Genomic DNA, 17722 nt, shown 5'->3' with positions numbered 1-17722 from the left:
GCGGTAATTGCTACTGATACGGAGCGCACTTCAGTTGGGCGTCGTTCCCAGGAGAATCCCTGCCGAGAACGTGAGTAGCAGGGGGCTTATAAGGCCGTATTTTCCTATTTATTGCAGGGCTGATTTGTCGCTCTCAGGCTCTAATGTATAGGGGAGAGGTTGTACTTTGAACAGGATCTCAGGCGCATCTTTGCTACGCAGCACTTCATCCGCTTGCGTGTCATTAGACAACACCGCAAGGAGCCAGGTTTCCTTCGCTAAAGTGACTACTGACAGTACTGTACCGCCGCGGCGCCAATGTTCTCCAACTTGCTTCTCAAGAAGGCTACCAGGAGCCATTGTGGCGTTGCTATCAGCTTTGAGGATAAACGTGGCGCGTTTATTTTTTCCTAAAAACTTGGTGCGAGCGACCACTTCCTGTCCCATATAGCAGCCTTTACTGAAGCTAATTCCATTCAGAGCCTGCATATTCAACATCTGTGGGACATATTCTCCACTGGTTTCAGCATTTAAGCTGGGTATTCCAGCGCGAATATCCATCAGCTTCCAAAGTGACGTTACTGTAAAGTTAGGGGCAATGTTTATCAGATTGTCAGCGGCTTCCTTGGTGAGTATCAACATATAGCGAACGTGTGGATAGTCGTATCTGATCACTAAACCGGCATCACTGTGCGCTGAATCAAGATGATTCTCTGGAACTCTACTAAAGTGGTTATCGATCCAGTTTTCTAAAAATTGGCCTCGACCACCTAGTAACCGATAGACTTTTGAACGAGAAATCTCGACTTGCGAGAATACAGCATACTTTTGTAGCTGCTCTAACGATTTTTCAATCGCACCCTCATGACCTATTAATAGGAAATCGCTATCTGTCTGGGCGACGGTATAGATGTCCCAGGTTTTGCCTTTAAATTCACAGTGACAGCCCAGAACGGCATGTTCATCCGTTAACAGGTTCATGTCCTGTGTCAGCTGACCTTGCAAATATTTATGTGTATCAGCACCTGATAATTGTAGTACCGCCCTGTCTGTCAATGGAACCAGGAATTCATCAGGTGCGTCTGCTGCAGTATTTGGTAGGTTGTTAGCTGTCATCTAAGTCTTTTATTTATTGGTGTTGAGGTAAAATATGGGGATAGCGAGACCTTTTGCAAGTATTAAACGAGAAGCCAGCTTGAATGAAGCAATTGCGCCATCAAATTGGTATAGTTGGATAACACTGTTGGTTTGGAGAAATGATGTTTACCACCAAACGGATCAATCGCATGAAATGGGCATGCCGAAGGGGGATGCTCGAGTTAGATGTGCTGTTACTGCCTTTTCTGGAACAAGCTTTCGATGAACTGAGTGACGAACAAAAAGAAACCTTTGAACGCTTGTTAACCTGTGATGATCCAGACCTTTTTGCATGGGTAATGGGACACAGAACGTGTGATGATCCGGAGCTGTCGGCAATGGTCAATATCATCGTTAATCGTGTCAAGGTATAGGGTAGAGCTTAAATTTTCGCAATACAGACAGCGTGCACTGGTAGCCCTGCATGCCCTACTCCTTTTGAGTATTTGGTTGTGGCAGCCTTCTGTGCATGGGCAGCAGGTCTGGTTACAGTTTTTTCTGAGTTTGCTCTGTGTTACTTCATTATGTTTTTGGCTGAGGTCACCACAGATTCAGCGCACCTTTATGGTGTCTGAACAAGGAGACTGGCAGTGGGCAGAAGAAGATAGTGGCCAGTGGCAACTCTCTTCTTTATCTCGGGTGACAGGCTGGCTGTTGATCGTGTGCCTGGTGGACAAGTTCACTGGTCACACAGTCAAAAAACTCATCATTTTCAGGGATCAGGTACCGGAGCGGGACTATCGTCGTTTGTGCCGTATTATCCTCCGCAGACAATCCACTTACTATAATGTACAGGAGTAAGGCTATGCTTATCAGGGAGTTTACACCGTCATCCTTGCCCGCCGTTCCACCTATGCTGCTGAAAGCCGCGATGAAATCGTCCTTCTCCGGTGAGTTACCCAGCTTACCCAATGTGACATTACGGTGCGAAGGGCTGGAGCCTGGCTCAGAAAAAATGGATGAATACCATAGGTTGTTGCATTGGCATGAAACGGAGCATGTTCATCCAGCCTGGTTGCATTGTCTGGCGTTACCCCTTCATCTTGCGTTGTTACTGGACAAAGGTTTCCCGTTTAAAGTGATGGGGTTAGTTCACATGGAAAACCATATCCGTCAGTATCGAGCTATTCGCCGTGACGAGAAACTGAACGTAAGTTGTTATTTTGACGGGCTTAGACGGCATCGCCTGGGGTGGCAGGTGACCTTGGTCACGCAGATAGAGGTTGATGATATTCTGGTCTGGCAGGGAAAGAGTATTAGTTTGGTAAAAACAGGAGACTTGCCTAAGCGAACACCCAGTTCGGCACCTGCAGAGCTGACGGGCGGTGAAGAATGGAACCTTGATGCCAGTCTTGGGCGCCAATACGCCAAAGTATCAGGGGATTACAATCCCATTCACCTCTACCCCTGGTCAGCTCGCTTCTTTGGTTTCAAAGCTCAGATTATTCATGGTATGTGGAGTAAAGGGCGGTGTATCTCTGCTATGAAAGATCAGCTTGGTGATAACTTTGAAATAAAAGTCAGTTTTCGAAAGCCTGTTTTTTTGCCCTGTAATGTACGGTTTAATTGTCATGCCGAGCGGGCATGTGGCTCATTCACATTGGCATCTGAGGATGGCACCAGCCTTCATTTAAGCGGTAAATATCAGCGGTTTGATTAAGAGTGAGCCTTTCAGGGTGGCGTTAGAATAGAAGGTGTTGAATTAGCCAACTGTTCAGGGTAATCGAGGTTGTAATGTAACCCTCGGCTTTCCTTTCTCATCATGGCACAGCGCACAATAAGTTCTGCGACTGTAACCAGGTTTCGTAATTCAAGGAGGTTATTACTGACCCGAAAGTGCGAGTAATACTCATCGATTTCTCGCTTGAGTAACTCAATCCGATGCCATGCCCGTTCCAGTCGTTTATTGGTGCGTACAATACCCACGTAGTCCCACATAAACAGCCGCAGTTCATGCCAATTGTGTTGAATAACCACTTCTTCGTCTGAGTCGTTAACCTGGCTTTCGTCCCAGGGCAGGATTTTTTCATTGGTTGCAGTCTGAGTCAGGTTAGCCTGAATATGTTCTGCCGCAGCCCGGGCAAAAACGACACATTCCAGTAGTGAGTTGCTAGCCATTCGGTTGGCACCATGAAGTCCGGTATAGGCCACTTCTCCCACGGCATAGAGGTTATTCAGATCGGTACGGGCGTTGAAATCGGTCACGATTCCGCCGCAACTATAATGGGCCGCAGGAACAACGGGAATAGGCTCTTTAGTAATATCGATGCCGAGGCTTTTGCACTTTTCATAAATGGTTGGGAAATGACTTTTTATAAATTCAGCCGGCTTATGCCGAACATCCAGGTACATGCAATCTGCCCCTAAGCGCTTCATCTCAAAATCGATGGCTCTTGCAACAATATCCCTGGGTGCCAATTCAGCTCGTTCATCAAACTCAGGCATGAAGCGGCTTCCATCCTCACGGATGAGATACGCGCCTTCACCTCTGAGAGCTTCAGTGATGAGAAAGTTACGTGCCTGAGGATGGTATAAACAGGTTGGATGGAACTGGTTGAATTCCATATTGGCCACCCGGCAGCCAACCCGCCAGGCCATAGCAATGCCATCACCACTGGAAACATCGGGGTTGGAGGTGTATTGATACACTTTACTCGCCCCGCCTGTCGCCAATGTTACAAAGCGACTGCGAATATGCTCTACACGTTCGGCCTGACGATTCCATACATAAGCCCCAAGCAAATGCTTAGGTTGTTGGCGACTGCGAATCAAATCGACAGCATTATAGCGCTCAAACAGACGAATATTGGGGTGGCGTTTTACGGCATCCACTAAGGTTGTCTGTACGGCTTTGCCTGTTGCATCTGCAGCATGCAGTATTCTTCTGTGACTGTGACCGCCTTCTCTTGTCAGGTGATAGCGAGCATCACCACTGGGATCGGTCTCCTGGTCAAAGGGGACGCCAAAGTGGATTAGCCACTCCAGTGCACTTTTGGCATTGGAAGCCGTGAATTCTACCGCCTCTTTATCGCAGAGTCCGGCACCGGCGTCCATTGTGTCCTGTACATGGGATGCGATGGAGTCATTTTCATCAAATACTGCGGCAATCCCCCCTTGCGCATACAGTGTTGATCCCTCACTCACCGCACTTTTACTGAGCACAATGATGTTGCAGTGCTCGGCGAGCTTCAATGCCAGACTCAATCCTGCGGCACCGCTGCCTATAATCAACAGGTCGCATTCGTGTTCAATAGTGTGGGGCATGGGGTAAACTTACTGGTTTTTAACTGTTCGCGGCATGATACTATTGAAAAGCATAAAAAGATTCACCATTTGTCCTTCAGTTAGGGTGCTTATCTTGATTCTGTCTGAGAAAAAACAGAGACAGCACAATTTAAAGTACAAACTATAAAAATAATTTCGAACTTTTTTTTTAACCCGCAGTCTACCTCTGTGCTTGCGTTGAGCCATAGCATCAGAAAGTAGTGGATAGGAGATGTGGCTCGGATGAGCGAGCAATATACAGATCAACAATTGGTTGAAAAGGTACAACAGGGTGATAAAAATGCCTTTAATTTGTTGGTAGTGAAGTATCAACATAAAGTGGCCCATCTTGTATCAAGGTATGTAAAGAATTCCGGTGACGTCGCCGATGTGGCGCAGGAAACCTTTATCAAAGCTTATCGAGCCCTGCCTAATTTCAGGGGTGACAGTGCGTTTTATACCTGGTTGTACCGTATCGCAGTTAACAGCGCCAAGAATTATTTGGTGGCCCAGGGGCGTAAGCCACCTGCAAACGATGTTGACGCAGATGAAGCAGATTTTTACGATGGCAGTGATGCACTCAAGGAGAACAATTCTCCTGAACGCTCACTGATGTCGCAGCAAATGGAGAAGCTGTTATTTGACACTGTGGATAAGTTACCCGAAGATTTGCGTATGGCGATAACCTTACGAGAATTAGAAGGGTTGAGTTATGAAGAGATTGCCACTGTTATGGATTGTCCGGTTGGTACAGTCAGGTCGCGGATCTTCAGAGCCAGAGAAGCTATCGACAAGGTCATACAGCCTCTTTTGCAGCGCTAGTCAGATTGATACAGCAAAACGGTGACGCGTTAACAGGAACCAGAGTTTATGACGGATAAAAAATTTGAAGATCTCTCAGCTTGGATGGACGGTGAGTCTAATTCAGGCATGATCGGAGAAACCTGTAGCGACAAGGAGTTGTCGGCTAAGTGGCAGAGATATCACCTGATTCGTGATGGACTTCGCAAGGAACTTCCGCAGCAGTTGGATTTTGATATCAGCGCGAGTGTTGCTAAGGCCATAGAAGCAGAACCTGCCATTCTGGCGCCGAGAAAAGGCATCAGGGATATACCTGTGATTGGCGCTGTGGTGCCATTCCTGCGTCGCGGAGGGCAAGCGGCCATTGCGGCTTCCGTTGCTGCTGCCATGATCATAGGTGTTCAGCAGTTGAACCAACCTCAACCTGAACAACCATTCAGCTCAGCGCCTGCATTGCAGTTACCTGGTATGCAGACAGGTGGCTTGTCACCTGTAAGCCTTGAACAAACCCGGGCATTGCCAAGAACCGATGCCATTGAGCAAAAACGCCGTATTAATGCGTATCTGAATGATCATCAACGTCAGATGCGATTGAAGTCAGAGAACCTACAACAGACAGAGAGCGACAAGGAAACTGAACAAAAATAAGATGACTCGTTTACCTGCGTTGCTGATATTGCTGGTTGTTTTCTCGTTGCCCGTTTTGGCACAGCAGGAAGAGAGGACTGATAATCTGGCCAAAGCCTGGCTGGAAAAAATGGTTTGGTCGTTGCGCAACCTCAACTACCAGGTTTCTTTTGTTTTACTCTATCCCAATGGTGATTTCGAACCCTATACTTGGCGCCATGCCTTGGTTGAGGGTGAGGAAATGGAGCACCTGAGTCTGCTAAACGGTCCCGGTCGGGAGATTGTTCGTCTGGGAGATAAAGTTAGCTATTTTGAACCCAATGTACCGCCGTATTCTCTAAAGTCAGACGTCATCAACGGGCCTATTCCGGCCGAACTGTTTCGCCAACCCGTTACCCTTGGACAAGGGTATGATTTTGTCATGGTAGGCACCAGCCGGATTTCTGGCCGGCTGGCTCAGCAACTGAGAATTGTGAGTAAAGATAAGAGCCGCTATAGCTACAATTTATGGCTGGACAAGCAAACAGCCTTGATTTTACGTCTCGATATGTTGGATATGCAGGGGGAACCACTGGAGCAAATTCAGGTGACATCCATGCAAGTCACCGCTGAACCTGATGAATATTTTTCACGTATCGAAACCGAGAAAATGCCGCCCGAAATTTCTCCAATAAACGGCCAGTCGGAAAAGCCAGATTGGCAGCTGGAATGGTTGCCAACGGGTATGACAGAGGTAAGACGCAGTGCCCATCGGTTGCCCTTAACGGGTCAATGGGTGGATTACATGATGCTCAGTGATGGCATGATCGATGTGTCGGTGTATTTGCAAAAGTTAAATGCGGTACCTGCAGAAAATGGCTGGCTTCAACAGGGGGCCAATACGCTTTTGTCTTTGCAGGTAGGGGATATGGAGATCACCGTTGTTGGTAAATTGCCACCTCAAACGGCCAGCTCTATCGCTAAATCTATTCGCTTTGGGGGCCCACGTTGATTGAAGAATTAGGCACGATCAAAGCAGTAGATAATGATCATATTTGGGTTGAGACTATGATCAAGACGACCTGTGGTGGTTGTGTTGCAAACCAGTCCTGTGGCACCGGTGCCGTTGCCCGCACTTTCTCACCAAAGACACAGACATTGATTTTTCGTTGTAACAAGCCTGCAGAAGTGGGCCAGCAGGTCAAATTGGGTATTCCCGAAGAGGCTCTGCTCGGGGCGTCTGCGCTGATCTATCTTGTTCCTTTGCTGGTGCTTGTTATCAGTGCACTGAGTGCTCAGTATGTTCTACCCCAGCTGGGATTGCATAACGAATTATGGATCGTAATGGTGAGCTTTGTGGCCACCTTGATGAGCTTTCTTAAAATTCGCCATATTCTGAAAAATGACGAAAAGCCTACCTACCAGCCCCGATTGCTTGCCATTCTGCCCGGCAAGCATGGAAGTGACGCCATCCCCGTTCATGCTGAACATAGCGGTACACACTAACTGTCGCTTGTAGTTTTGTGCAACAGATCGCAAAGCGCGCAAGAACAAGGTAAAATCGCCGCCTTAATTTAAATCAACGCATTCAGCATACGAAGTAGCAGGTACATGTCAGAAAACACTAAGCAGCTTAAGCATATTCGCAACTTCTCCATCATTGCTCATATTGACCACGGTAAGTCGACGCTATCCGACCGCCTCATTCATACCTGTGGGGGACTGACAGATCGGGAAATGGCCGAGCAAGTGCTGGATTCGATGGATCTTGAGCGAGAGCGCGGCATTACCATCAAGGCGCAAAGTGTCACGCTCAACTACACCGCAAAAGACGGTGAAACCTATCAGTTGAATTTTATTGATACTCCGGGCCATGTGGATTTCTCTTATGAGGTTTCCCGTTCCCTCGCTGCCTGTGAGGGAGCCTTGTTAGTTGTTGATGCCGGTCAGGGTGTCGAGGCGCAGACGCTGGCTAATTGCTATACAGCGATAGAGATGGATCTTGAAGTGGTTCCTATTCTGAACAAGATTGACTTGCCTCAGGCTGAGCCGGATCGGGTTGCTGCAGAAATTGAAGACATTGTCGGAATAGATGCGCTGCAGGCAGTACGCTGCTCTGCCAAGACTGGCGTGGGTATTGAAGATGTGCTGGAAGTTATTGTGCGTCAGATCCCGCCACCTGTAGGTGATCTTGAAGCGCCCTTGCAAGCCTTGATCGTCGACTCGTGGTTCGACAACTATCAGGGGGTCGTATCCCTGGTTCGCGTCATCAACGGTGAGCTGCGTTCAGGAGACAAGATCAAGATCATGTCAAATGGGCAGGTTCATCAGGTGGACAAGATTGGTATCTTCACACCGAAAGCGACGGATACGGGTGTCCTGAGAACCGGTGAGGTAGGCTTTGTTATCGCGGGTATCAAGGAGATTCAAGGGGCACCCGTGGGTGATACGCTGACGCTTGCCAAGCAACCTGCTGAGAAAGCCTTGCCCGGATTTAAGAAAGTTAAACCCCAGGTTTATGCGGGCATGTTCCCGATTAGTTCTGATGACTATGAAGATTTCAGAGACGCGTTGTCCAAGCTGGCGCTAAACGATGCATCGTTGTTTTTCGAACCAGAAAGTTCTTCTGCGCTGGGTTTTGGTTTTCGTATTGGATTTCTCGGTATGTTGCACATGGAAATTGTGCAAGAGCGCCTGGAGCGTGAATACGATCTCGACTTGATCACCACGGCACCGACGGTGGTGTATGAGGTTGTCACCACCAAAGGTGAGACGGTAAGCGTCGATAATCCGTCAAAGCTACCTGCGGTGAACGACATCGAGGAAATCCACGAACCCATCGTGGAGGCCAATATTTTGGTACCCAAAGACTATCTGGGCAATGTTATAACGCTGTGCGTCGAGAAACGAGGGGTTCAGACCCATATGACCTACCACGGTAATCAGGTTGCCGTCACCTACGAACTGCCTATGGCAGAGGTGGTCATGGATTTCTTTGATCGTCTGAAGTCAACGAGTCGTGGTTTTGCTTCACTGGACTATAACTTCAAGAAGTTTCAGGTAGCCGATATGGTCAGAGTGGACATTCTGGTTAACGGCGAGCGGGTTGATGCCTTAGCTTTGATCACTCACAGGGATAATTCTCAGCGTCGCGGGCGAGAGATGGTGGATAAGTTGCGCGAGCTGATCCCGAGACAAATGTTCGATATCGCCATACAGGCTGCTATCGGCAACCATGTTATTGCCAGAAGCACAGTAAAACAGCTGCGAAAAAATGTTATCGCCAAGTGTTATGGCGGTGATGTAAGCCGTAAGAAAAAACTGTTGCAGAAGCAAAAAGAAGGTAAAAAACGCATGAAGCAGGTAGGTAATGTGGAATTGCCACAGGACGCTTTCCTGGCCGTGCTCAAGGTAGGAAAGTAAATGGCTAATTATTTCTCCATATTTCTGGTGATCCTCACGGTGGCTTCCGGTCTTATCTGGCTAGCTGATTCTCTCCTGTGGGCGCCCAAGCGCAAGGAGAAGCTGAGCCTCGCCCAGCAATCAGCAGGGGGGCAACTGGATGATGAAGCGCTGAATAAGGTGGCACCGGTTCCGTATCTGGTGGACACCGCACAGCAGATTTTTCCGGTCATTGCTTTTGTTCTGGTGTTGCGTTCATTCTTATATGAACCTTTTCAGATCCCCTCGGGCTCAATGATGCCAACCTTGCTGGTGGGAGATTTCATTCTGGTGGATAAGTTTTCCTACGGGCTTAAGGATCCTGTCGCCAGGAAAAAGTTTATTGAGATGGGAAGTCCGGAACGCGGTGATATCGCCGTTTTCAAGTATCCTGAAGATCCCAATGTGGACTTCATCAAGCGCGTTGTCGGATTGCCGGGTGACACTGTGGTGTATCGCAATAAGCAGGTTTATATTCGCCCTGCATGCGAAAACACTGACAATGATAGCTGTTCACAGCTGCAACCTGTTCCACTCAAGTTTGAAAAGCGCGGAGAGTTCTATCAGGACATGATCCCACTTGAGCGTTTCACTGAGCAATTGGGAGAGGTTCCTCATGGCGTGTTGAGAAATCCGGCCGTTCTGCCGCTGGAACAGCATTACTATGCTCAGCCTGGCACCTCAGATGATGAGTTTCTGGTGCCGGAAGGACATTATTTTGTTCTGGGCGACAACAGAGACAATAGCCGTGATAGTCGCTATTGGGGCTTTGTTCCTGATGAAAATTTGGTAGGGAAAGCCGTTGCCATCTGGATAAGTTTTGAGTTTGACCGTCCTCCGAGTAGCTGGGTGCCGGGCTGGATCCCCACAGGTATTCGCTTTGAACGTATCGGTGGTATCGACTAAATGCACCAGGACTATTACAGCCTAAGCCAAAAACTGGGCTATACCTTTAAGGATGAGGCGGCGCTGGAGCTTGCTCTGACCCACCGTAGTGCCAGTAAGCAGCACAATGAACGGCTTGAGTTTCTCGGTGATGCCGTGCTGGGTATGGTAATAGCCAATGAGTTGTATCAGCGTTTTCCCACTCAGCCCGAGGGTAAACTGACCCGTATGCGCTCCACATTGGTTAAAGGGGACACGCTGGCTGAGCTGGGGCGGGAGTTTGAACTCGGAGAACTACTCAAATTAGGTCCGGGCGAGCTGAAAAGTGGGGGATTCAGACGTGACAGTATTCTTGCGGATGCGGTAGAGGCCATTATCGGAGCCATCTTCCTAGAGGCCGGACTTGAAACGGTAAGCAAACTGATTCTTACCTGGTACGCAACACGGTTGCAGAAGCTCAATCCTAATGAACACCCTAAAGATCATAAAACCCGTTTGCAGGAATATCTGCAGGGGCGAAAATTACCTTTGCCTGATTATGAAGTGGTAGAAATAACAGGTAAATCTCACGAGCAAACCTTCGTGGTTGAGTGTCGGATCGCGGAATTGCAGCAGGTCGTTTCGGCAACCGGTAACAGCCGTCGTCGTGCCGAGCAACAAGCAGCCAGAAAAGTGATGGAGAAACTCAGCCATGACAGCTGAACAAGAGAGTTACTGCGGTATGGTGGCCATAGTCGGTCGCCCGAACGTCGGCAAATCAACCTTGCTGAATAAGTTGTTGGGACAAAAGGTCAGTATCACATCCCGTAAACCGCAAACCACGCGTCATCGCATTCTGGGTATTGACACCGAAGGTCCCTATCAAACGGTCTATGTAGATACACCAGGCTTACACCGCGAAGAAAAGCGCACCATTAATCGATTTATGAACCGGGCGGCCTCGAGCACCCTGAGTGATGTCGGGCTGGTGTTGTTTCTGGTAGAGGGAACGCGCTGGACCGATGATGATGAAATGGTGCTCAACAAAATTAAAGATAGCGGTCTTGAATGCTGGTTGTTAGTCAATAAAACCGACAAGATTCAGGATCGGGACACCTTGTTGCCTCAAATGCAGTGGCTGGCAGAAAAGCATAACTTCGCACAGGTCATTCCTCTGTCTGCCAAACAGGGCCAGAATGTCGACAGGATCAGGGAGATGGTGCATAAAAGTCTGCCACCCAGTGATCATTTTTTCCCTGATGACTATATTACTGATCGATCATCCCGTTTTATGGCCGCAGAGATCATTCGCGAGAAACTGATGCGTTTCACCGGGGATGAATTACCCTATTCGGTTACTGTGGAAATCGAGCAGTTTAAACTCAGTGATAAAGGTGTATACCAGATAAATGGTTTAATTCTGGTTGAGCGGGACACGCAGAAAGCCATGGTGATTGGTAAAGGTGGTCAGCGCCTCAAGACCATTGGTCAGGAAGCCCGACAGGACATGGAAAGACTGTTTGACAACAAGGTGTTTCTGGAGCTTTGGGTGAAAGTAAAATCAGGATGGGCCGATGATGAGAGGGCGTTGCGTAGCCTCGGGTACGGTGAGAATTAATAGGGGAATGCACTACCCACGTTAATCTGTCGTGCTTCTCGTTATCTGTCGGCGCTTACATAACAAAGAGGCAGTTAATGATAGATAATCTTGCACAGATACGGCGCGAATACACCCGGGGTGGCCTGCACAGAGAAGATCTCGATGCCAACCCGCTTGTACAGTTCGAAGCTTGGCTCAAAGAGGTGATCGACGCAGGGGTTCCCGATCCTACCGCGATGACTATTGCCACCGTAGATCAACAAGGACAGCCCTCTCAGCGTATTGTTTTACTCAAGGATGTGTCTGCAAAGGGCTTTGTGTTCTATACCAACCTGGAAAGCCGTAAAGCCAGGGAACTGGCCATCAATAACCGTATTTCACTGCATTTTCCCTGGCATTTGCTTGAGCGCCAGGTGAAAGTGTGTGGCACAGCGGAGCCTCTATCCAAGGCCGAAGTTGCCCGATACTTTCTCTCGCGACCACGTGAGAGTCAGCTGGCTGCCTGGGCATCGGCTCAAAGCCGTCCCATTTCGACCCGGCAAATGTTGATCAGTAAATTTAACGAAGTAAAACAGAAATTTGCCGACGGAGAAATTGGCTTACCGGCATTTTGGGGGGGCTTTAGAGTCATTCCTCACGAAATTGAGTTCTGGCAAGGCGGCGAGCATCGCTTACATGACAGGTTTTGTTATCGACTTGGCTCACAGGAACAGTGGCATATTGAACGTTTGATGCCATAGGCTTTGGACGACGTTACGGATGTTTGACAGCCATTGCCACCTGGATTTTACTGTTTTTGACGATGACCGGATTGATGTCATTCGGCGGGCAACAGATCTAGGCGTGGATAAAATACTGATCCCCGGTGTGCAGGCGTCGAGCTGGTATAAGCTGACACAGCTTTGCAACAGTCATCCGACGCTGGAGTATGCACTCGGATTACATCCCTGGTTTCTGGAGGATTTTGAAAACGTCCATCTTGACCAGTTGGAAGACGCATTGCGGCGATTCGAGGGGCAGGTCAGGGCTGTGGGTGAAATTGGCCTGGATTTCAGCGGTCAGGTGGTGATAAGCGACTATCAGCAAGAACGCATTTTTTGCGATCAGCTGGCGTTAGCCACGCAATATCAATTGCCGGTAATCGTTCACCATCGCAAGTCTCATCATAGAATTTTGCATTGCCTCAAAGCCTGTAACTTCCGCTGTGGTGGTGTCATACACGGGTTTTCCGGCAGCCTTGAACAAGCCGAGGCGTATCTGAAATGGGGGTTTAAACTGGGTATTGGTGGCACCATTACCTATCCTAGAGCACAAAAGACCCGAAACACGGTGGCCTCACTGCCACTTCAATCCATAGTGCTGGAAACCGATGCGCCGGATATGCCCATCAATGGACGTCAGGGACAACGCAACAGCCCTGAATATCTGCCAGAAATTCTCGCGGTTGTGGCTGAATTGCGCGGTGAATCGGTGAGTAAGGTTGAGGCAGATACAGACTACAACGCCCTTCAACTATTCGGGTTGTCTTAGCCTGGCATAGCGCAGTTTGTAAAACGCACGCGTCAACAGTATCCCGATGGCAAAAGCCAATAACATCAGAATTTGTGTCTGCTGACTGTAGTGCTGCACCAAGCTGTTCTGGTGTTGTAAGACTCGCTGACGGTCCAGTACCAGTCTCAGGTAGCCCTGTAATTCTTGTTGATGAAGAATTTCCTGCACGTAAACCAGGCTGTGGGCAGTTTGTTGTTGCGTAAAAAGATCGGTGATAGGGGTATCTGTGCCGGCTGTATTCAGCATTCTGCCTCTGGCGTCATGCAGGCTGACGGACTGTACGTGGGGATCCGTGGCCAGTTGATCCAGGAGTTGCTGAATGGATAAGGCTTCCTCGTTTTCTGATGTCATAGCCATAGCGGCCAACCCTGCGCCCTGTTGAATAAGGCTGCGGCCTAGTTGGTCGGTTTGTTCCGCTAAGTCTTGTGTGTCCTGGCCGGCACTAAAAAACCAGATATTGAGGGCGACCACCAGCGCGGCAAAGGCTAAACCTAGGTTTGCCAACCGTTTATAGATGGAGTAGGTGCTGGGATCCAGCGGCTCCGTGTGATCAAAGCTCATTGATATCTTCATTGCGCCACTATATCACAGGTGGTGCTACTGCCAATCCTGCAGCGTTTATCAGGGCTGTTGTATTGAGGATCAGAACGCGGCTATATGTGATTCCATTTACCTCTTGGGACTATGCAGAGGATTGGGTAGAATCGTGCTTCGTTTTTTGCTACCCGGATAATGATTTTGACCGAACTGCAACTCAAGTCCAGTCAGCTGCACTCAGGCTTATTTTTGCGACAGCTCTTTGCGATCCCCGATTTGCGGCTGTCCCATTTACAGCATCATCGTGTCTGTACCAATCTCAGTGCTGAGCAGCTCGGTGGAATGGCGTGCGCTTTGTCAGAGCAAAAGCCTGCAACGTTTTTGCAGGCCGGTCGTCCTGCCAGGTTGATTGTCAGGGCTCAGGCATTAACCCTGGACAAGCTTCTTAACCTGCAACAGGCTCTGGAGCAGACCATTCAGGTACAGGGTATGCGTGCACATAAAGCTTCACAACACTTACCTGATTATGCCGTGGTTATGGATATCACGATGGCCGACAAAGGTGTGGAAAAGTCCTTGTTGCAGGAGCTGGCGATGGCACATCAGGTGGAACTGAATTTGCTCACCCACACCGTTAGCCTTAAGAGGCCGGGTTTGCTGTTGATGGATATGGACAGCACCATGATCGCCATGGAATGTATCGATGAAATTGCCCGTCTTGCCGGTGTCGGTGAGCAAGTGGCAGAGGTCACTGAGCAGGCGATGCAGGGCAAGCTGGATTTTGCAGAAAGTTTGCGCAGCCGGGTTGGCTGTTTGGCGCAGGCAGATCAGCAGATACTCTCTCAGGTGCGCGATGCAATGCCAGTTATGCCCGGGCTGGAGAGACTGGTTACTGTGTTGAAGCAACATGGCTGGAAAGTCGCCCTGGTTTCCGGAGGCTTTACCTTTTTTGCCGATTACCTCAAGCAGCGGTTGGGATTAGATTTTGCCCGTGCCAACGAGTTAGAGATTATTGACGGTAAGTTGAGCGGACAGGTACAAGGCGACATTGTCGATGGCGCCGTTAAGGCCAGCACGCTTGAGCAACTGGCGCAGCGTTACGGCATTGAACAGCAGCAGACCATTGCCATGGGTGATGGTGCCAACGACTTGCAAATGATGGCCAGGGCCGGACTCGGGGTCGCATATAAGGCGAAACCCGTAGTGCTGCAGCAGGCTGATGCCGCCATTCGTTTTGGTGGCCTGGATGAGCTCCTTTACCTGTTGGAAAGCTGAGACGACAAAGCAGGATAATCCTTAGGATTAGCCCTTAGAGTGAACCTGACCGCGACGCACGCCATCAATCAGGCCGAGCAAGACAAAATAATGGCATCGCTGACTACGACACAGTGCATTTGGTGTCATGCTCATCGTCATCACTATCACTGCGCCGTGGTCAGTCGGTGGTGGCCGGCTGCTTCGTCTTCGCTGATGCGTTGCCAAGTCGCTTAGTCTGTTGACGGATTTTCGCAAACAGGCCGTAGCGATACACGACTTCTGTTGTCACGTCCAGAACGTCGCCCACGGCTGCAATGGACCAGAGTTGTTCTTCAAGGAGTTTGGCCCTATGCACGGCATAGGAGCTGACGTAACTGAGCTCAGTATTAAGCAGGGTGATATCAGGGCGTCCGGTGCGGGTCAGGAACAGACGCAGGGCGAAGAACTGACCACTATCCAGCGCCTCCTGAATAAACTGTCGCCTCTGTTTATCGTCTTTGAACTGTTGTGACACCCTCACTTGTATGGCTTCAGCAATCTCCTCGGCAGCCGGATTAAAGGCAATCAGTAATTCGTAACTGGCGGGCTTGTGATGTGTTCTGAGGTGCCTGATGGCCTGCTCAACGAAGCTTTTGCCCTCGACAAAAACACAAAACAATGGGAAAAGATTGAGCATGTCTTGCTCTGCACGATGTGAGAACAATGAGTACAGACGATGGCTGGGTGGCGGACACGTTACGCTTTGCGGTTTGAGCGCAATGCCCTCTTTACTGATGAACATGGCCAAATTGACCACATTGGCGGCATAAATGTTACGCAGCGCCTCGCCAACACCGGCCATATCCCGCGGCTCCCCTTTGTTGCGCAGCTTGCGTTTATTGCTGCGAATGAGATCATCAAAAAACTGCTTTGCATTTTTTTCCTGCTCGTCCAGCCTGAAGTGCAGCACCATGCCATCTTCGCTAATGCGAACCACCTGATAATACACTTTCGACAGTTCATAGCGGCTCATCTGCTTGGCTAACTTGGGGAAAAAAAGACGAACATCATCCCCTATCTTTAAATTGGTTGGTTCTTCCAGTTCCACCTTTAGTCCTGAGGGAGATAAATCCTCAGAAGCCCCGTCAACTTTGTCGTTGCCAATGTGCAGTGTGACCGTTGTGCGCAGCATAAAGCGGTTTTCTCTGCGCAGCTCCTGATATTGAAAACGATAGGGAGTGATTTCAGCAGGGTGGCGATTACGTGGATGGCAGAATATCTGCAGCTCCGACAATAGTTCCCGCTTGAGATTGCGACGCTGATAGGTGCGCATGTTCCACTCATTGCTGATATCGGTAATCAGTGCGATATGGCGCAAGTTTTTCAGCTTCGCCATCAGTCGCGCTGACGGAGGCATATTCATTCGACGAATGCGGTCATTGACGGAATCTGGCAAAGACAAGGGGGTATGACATTGCTCCGGATGCATATCAGTCAGCTGCAGCTTGTAAACGCGCCAACTGGCTTTACGGGAGCCATAGGCCAGATAACATTCCCTGAGCTTTGGATGGGCTTCCAGTTCTTCCAGTGTGGCACTGTAAAAATACACCCGGCCCTGCGCAGTATGGGTAAAGACGAATAAGTAAGTATGTCGCTCGGCTTCTGATTTTTGCAGCAAGTATTGCAGCCGTTTGCGGGTGAACAGGTACCCCAGGCGCAGAACGCCGCCTTCATCGTTCCAGAACTGTATGCTATCTCTGTTCGAGTCGTTACTGATCAGATATTTGGGGGTGAGAGAGTCATCTTCGTTATATTCTATAAACACCGGCACCGAGGTAATGTGAGGAATATAATATTGCTCGTAGCCTTTCACCATAATGGCATCAATGGTGTTTTCGAGATTGATCTTATAGCGTCTCTTATTGCTCTGTATCAGCCGCTGAAGCAGTTCATCAAAGGCATCCTGATCCTTGTCATAGAGACGTTTGAGGCTCACTCTTTGCTCTTCTCTGGAGCGATCCACATCTGTAATCAGGTAGCTGACACTGTCACGGTGTGACAAGCCGTACTCGGCAGATAGTCCTCTGAAATGGACTCTGAGTTTCTCCCCGGGTTTGAGCAGGTGGCGTTTGCTGATCTTGAGTTTGAGGCCACTGACGGAAATGTCGATGCTGCGGGCATGGACAGATTCATCAAGTTCGGTAAAGGCTTCGACTTCCACCACAAAATTCATCCGCTCTTCGCGACGTTGGTGCACACCGGTGAAACTAATAATAGGGGTTTGGTATTGTTGTTCGGCGGAGAGCAGGGTGTCGCCTTCCTGAGCTAGCTGGGTGCGCTTCGCCTGATGTTTTACACGGAAGTTGTTTTCAGTATTGGTAACAGATTCATAAACGCCAATGGTATAGCCCCCAAAGCTTCGTACCTGACGCTCAAACACTTCTGTGGCAACGTCATCAAGAAAGTGGGTGATTCCATCGTGCTCGTAAGGCTGGCATTTTCCATCCACCCGTCCGCGCAGATCTATCATACGGTTGGTGGGTTTAGCCTGGCGTTTTAATTCCATTTTCAGCAAGAAGCGTTTGGTTTTGGGAACGGTCGCTGCCACCTGAGACAAGATTTGATTGAACGTGGGCTCATTCACGACAGGCTTAAGCTGCTCTAAAATGTCCTGATACTGCTCAATTCCCTGACTCATGCCTTAAC

The 17722-nt window shown here is 49.2% G+C and carries 18 protein-coding genes; 14 read left to right on the top strand and 4 right to left on the bottom strand.

The features are described 5' to 3' along the window. Positions 1–108 precede the first annotated feature (108 nt). Positions 109–1095, bottom strand: a complete 987-nt coding sequence (gene ygfZ, locus CCY32_RS15630; RefSeq protein WP_088332344.1) for a tRNA-modifying protein YgfZ — start codon at positions 1093–1095, stop codon at positions 109–111. A 143-nt stretch (positions 1096–1238) separates the two neighbouring features. On the opposite strand from ygfZ, the gene CCY32_RS15625 reads away from it, so the two are divergent. From CCY32_RS15625 to CCY32_RS15615, 3 genes are read left to right on the top strand one after another with little or no spacing between them, the layout of a single operon-like run. Beyond that, complete coding sequence (locus CCY32_RS15625) at positions 1239–1490, top strand: succinate dehydrogenase assembly factor 2 (RefSeq protein WP_088332342.1); 252 nt, start codon at positions 1239–1241, stop codon at positions 1488–1490. Next, positions 1435–1917 (top strand): protein YgfX, encoded by a 483-nt coding sequence (locus CCY32_RS17495; protein ID WP_141096248.1) that lies wholly within the window; start codon positions 1435–1437, stop codon positions 1915–1917. Before CCY32_RS15625 ends, CCY32_RS17495 begins: the two co-directional genes overlap by 56 nt. 4 nt (positions 1918–1921) lie before the next feature. Continuing rightward, positions 1922–2776, top strand: a complete 855-nt coding sequence (locus CCY32_RS15615) for a MaoC/PaaZ C-terminal domain-containing protein (protein WP_168171550.1) — start codon at positions 1922–1924, stop codon at positions 2774–2776. An 11-nt stretch (positions 2777–2787) separates the two neighbouring features. Here the strand turns inward: CCY32_RS15615 and nadB are convergent, their stop codons facing one another. After that, positions 2788–4380, bottom strand: coding sequence for an L-aspartate oxidase (nadB, locus tag CCY32_RS15610; RefSeq protein ID WP_088332336.1), 1593 nt, complete (start codon positions 4378–4380; stop codon positions 2788–2790). 243 nt (positions 4381–4623) lie between these two features. On the opposite strand from nadB, the gene rpoE reads away from it, so the two are divergent. The 10 genes from rpoE to CCY32_RS15560 all read left to right on the top strand — a co-directional run bounded on the left by rpoE (position 4624) and on the right by CCY32_RS15560 (position 13222). Further along, positions 4624–5202 (top strand): RNA polymerase sigma factor RpoE, encoded by a 579-nt coding sequence (gene rpoE / locus CCY32_RS15605; RefSeq protein ID WP_088332334.1) that lies wholly within the window; start codon positions 4624–4626, stop codon positions 5200–5202. Positions 5203–5250: 48 nt separating this feature from the next. Continuing rightward, positions 5251–5829: an RseA family anti-sigma factor gene (locus tag CCY32_RS15600; RefSeq protein WP_088332332.1), complete on the top strand. Its 579-nt coding sequence runs from the start codon at positions 5251–5253 to the stop codon at positions 5827–5829. Position 5830: 1 nt separating this feature from the next. Beyond that, the gene (locus tag CCY32_RS15595) at positions 5831–6799 is read left to right on the top strand and encodes a MucB/RseB C-terminal domain-containing protein (protein ID WP_088332330.1); all 969 of its coding nucleotides are present in this window, start codon (positions 5831–5833) and stop codon (positions 6797–6799) included. Continuing rightward, complete coding sequence (locus tag CCY32_RS15590) at positions 6796–7293, top strand: SoxR reducing system RseC family protein (RefSeq protein WP_088332328.1); 498 nt, start codon at positions 6796–6798, stop codon at positions 7291–7293. Before CCY32_RS15595 ends, CCY32_RS15590 begins: the two co-directional genes overlap by 4 nt. A 105-nt stretch (positions 7294–7398) precedes the next feature. Continuing rightward, complete coding sequence (gene lepA / locus CCY32_RS15585) at positions 7399–9210, top strand: translation elongation factor 4 (RefSeq protein ID WP_088332326.1); 1812 nt, start codon at positions 7399–7401, stop codon at positions 9208–9210. Next, a complete protein-coding gene (lepB, locus tag CCY32_RS15580; RefSeq protein ID WP_088332325.1) occupies positions 9211–10134 on the top strand; it encodes a signal peptidase I in 924 nt (307 codons plus the stop codon). After that, complete coding sequence (gene rnc, locus CCY32_RS15575; protein WP_088332323.1) at positions 10135–10815, top strand: ribonuclease III; 681 nt, start codon at positions 10135–10137, stop codon at positions 10813–10815. Beyond that, on the top strand, positions 10805–11710 hold the full coding sequence (gene era / locus CCY32_RS15570; RefSeq protein WP_246840647.1) for a GTPase Era: 906 nt from the start codon (positions 10805–10807) through the stop codon (positions 11708–11710). Before rnc ends, era begins: the two co-directional genes overlap by 11 nt. A 77-nt stretch (positions 11711–11787) precedes the next feature. Continuing rightward, entirely contained in the window at positions 11788–12432 is a 645-nt protein-coding gene (gene pdxH / locus CCY32_RS15565) for a pyridoxamine 5'-phosphate oxidase (protein ID WP_088332321.1), read from the top strand. A gap of 19 nt (positions 12433–12451) precedes the next feature. Continuing rightward, entirely contained in the window at positions 12452–13222 is a 771-nt protein-coding gene (locus CCY32_RS15560; RefSeq protein WP_088332319.1) for a TatD family hydrolase, read from the top strand. On the opposite strand, the gene CCY32_RS15555 is transcribed toward CCY32_RS15560, so the two are convergent. After that, positions 13205–13804, bottom strand: a complete 600-nt coding sequence (locus CCY32_RS15555; protein ID WP_168171549.1) for an AhpA/YtjB family protein — start codon at positions 13802–13804, stop codon at positions 13205–13207. The two genes, CCY32_RS15560 and CCY32_RS15555, sit on opposite strands and share 18 nt — an antisense overlap. Before the next feature lie 177 nt (positions 13805–13981). On the opposite strand from CCY32_RS15555, the gene serB reads away from it, so the two are divergent. Next, the gene (gene serB, locus CCY32_RS15550) at positions 13982–15055 is read left to right on the top strand and encodes a phosphoserine phosphatase SerB (RefSeq protein WP_246840646.1); all 1074 of its coding nucleotides are present in this window, start codon (positions 13982–13984) and stop codon (positions 15053–15055) included. A 160-nt stretch (positions 15056–15215) separates the two neighbouring features. On the opposite strand, the gene CCY32_RS15545 is transcribed toward serB, so the two are convergent. Then, positions 15216–17714 carry a PilZ domain-containing protein gene (locus CCY32_RS15545; protein ID WP_088332315.1) on the bottom strand — a complete coding sequence of 833 codons (2499 nt, stop codon included), beginning with the start codon at positions 17712–17714 and terminating at the stop codon, positions 15216–15218. Positions 17715–17722 lie beyond the last annotated feature (8 nt).

It is taken from the genome of Lacimicrobium sp. SS2-24 (assembly GCF_002201535.1).
Taxonomy (GTDB): Bacteria; Pseudomonadota; Gammaproteobacteria; order Enterobacterales; family Alteromonadaceae; genus Lacimicrobium.
The sequence above is the reverse complement of the archived record's forward strand: the minus strand, read 5'-3'. Positions and strand labels throughout refer to the sequence as shown.

Excerpts from the sequence above, each read along its gene's own strand:
- ygfZ (WP_088332344.1), bottom strand. The coding sequence starts at position 1,095 with ATGACAGCTAACAACCTACCAAATACTGCAGCAGACGCACCTGATGAA.
- CCY32_RS15625 (WP_088332342.1), top strand. The coding sequence starts at position 1,239 with ATGTTTACCACCAAACGGATCAATCGCATGAAATGGGCATGCCGAAGG.
- CCY32_RS17495 (WP_141096248.1), top strand. The coding sequence starts at position 1,435 with ATGATCCGGAGCTGTCGGCAATGGTCAATATCATCGTTAATCGTGTCA.
- CCY32_RS15615 (WP_168171550.1), top strand. The coding sequence starts at position 1,922 with ATGCTTATCAGGGAGTTTACACCGTCATCCTTGCCCGCCGTTCCACCT.
- nadB (WP_088332336.1), bottom strand. The coding sequence starts at position 4,380 with ATGCCCCACACTATTGAACACGAATGCGACCTGTTGATTATAGGCAGC.
- rpoE (WP_088332334.1), top strand. The coding sequence starts at position 4,624 with ATGAGCGAGCAATATACAGATCAACAATTGGTTGAAAAGGTACAACAG.
- CCY32_RS15600 (WP_088332332.1), top strand. The coding sequence starts at position 5,251 with ATGACGGATAAAAAATTTGAAGATCTCTCAGCTTGGATGGACGGTGAG.
- CCY32_RS15595 (WP_088332330.1), top strand. The coding sequence starts at position 5,831 with ATGACTCGTTTACCTGCGTTGCTGATATTGCTGGTTGTTTTCTCGTTG.
- lepA (WP_088332326.1), top strand. The coding sequence starts at position 7,399 with ATGTCAGAAAACACTAAGCAGCTTAAGCATATTCGCAACTTCTCCATC.
- lepB (WP_088332325.1), top strand. The coding sequence starts at position 9,211 with ATGGCTAATTATTTCTCCATATTTCTGGTGATCCTCACGGTGGCTTCC.
- rnc (WP_088332323.1), top strand. The coding sequence starts at position 10,135 with ATGCACCAGGACTATTACAGCCTAAGCCAAAAACTGGGCTATACCTTT.
- era (WP_246840647.1), top strand. The coding sequence starts at position 10,805 with ATGACAGCTGAACAAGAGAGTTACTGCGGTATGGTGGCCATAGTCGGT.
- pdxH (WP_088332321.1), top strand. The coding sequence starts at position 11,788 with ATGATAGATAATCTTGCACAGATACGGCGCGAATACACCCGGGGTGGC.
- CCY32_RS15560 (WP_088332319.1), top strand. The coding sequence starts at position 12,452 with ATGTTTGACAGCCATTGCCACCTGGATTTTACTGTTTTTGACGATGAC.
- CCY32_RS15555 (WP_168171549.1), bottom strand. The coding sequence starts at position 13,804 with ATGAGCTTTGATCACACGGAGCCGCTGGATCCCAGCACCTACTCCATC.
- CCY32_RS15545 (WP_088332315.1), bottom strand. The coding sequence starts at position 17,714 with ATGAGTCAGGGAATTGAGCAGTATCAGGACATTTTAGAGCAGCTTAAG.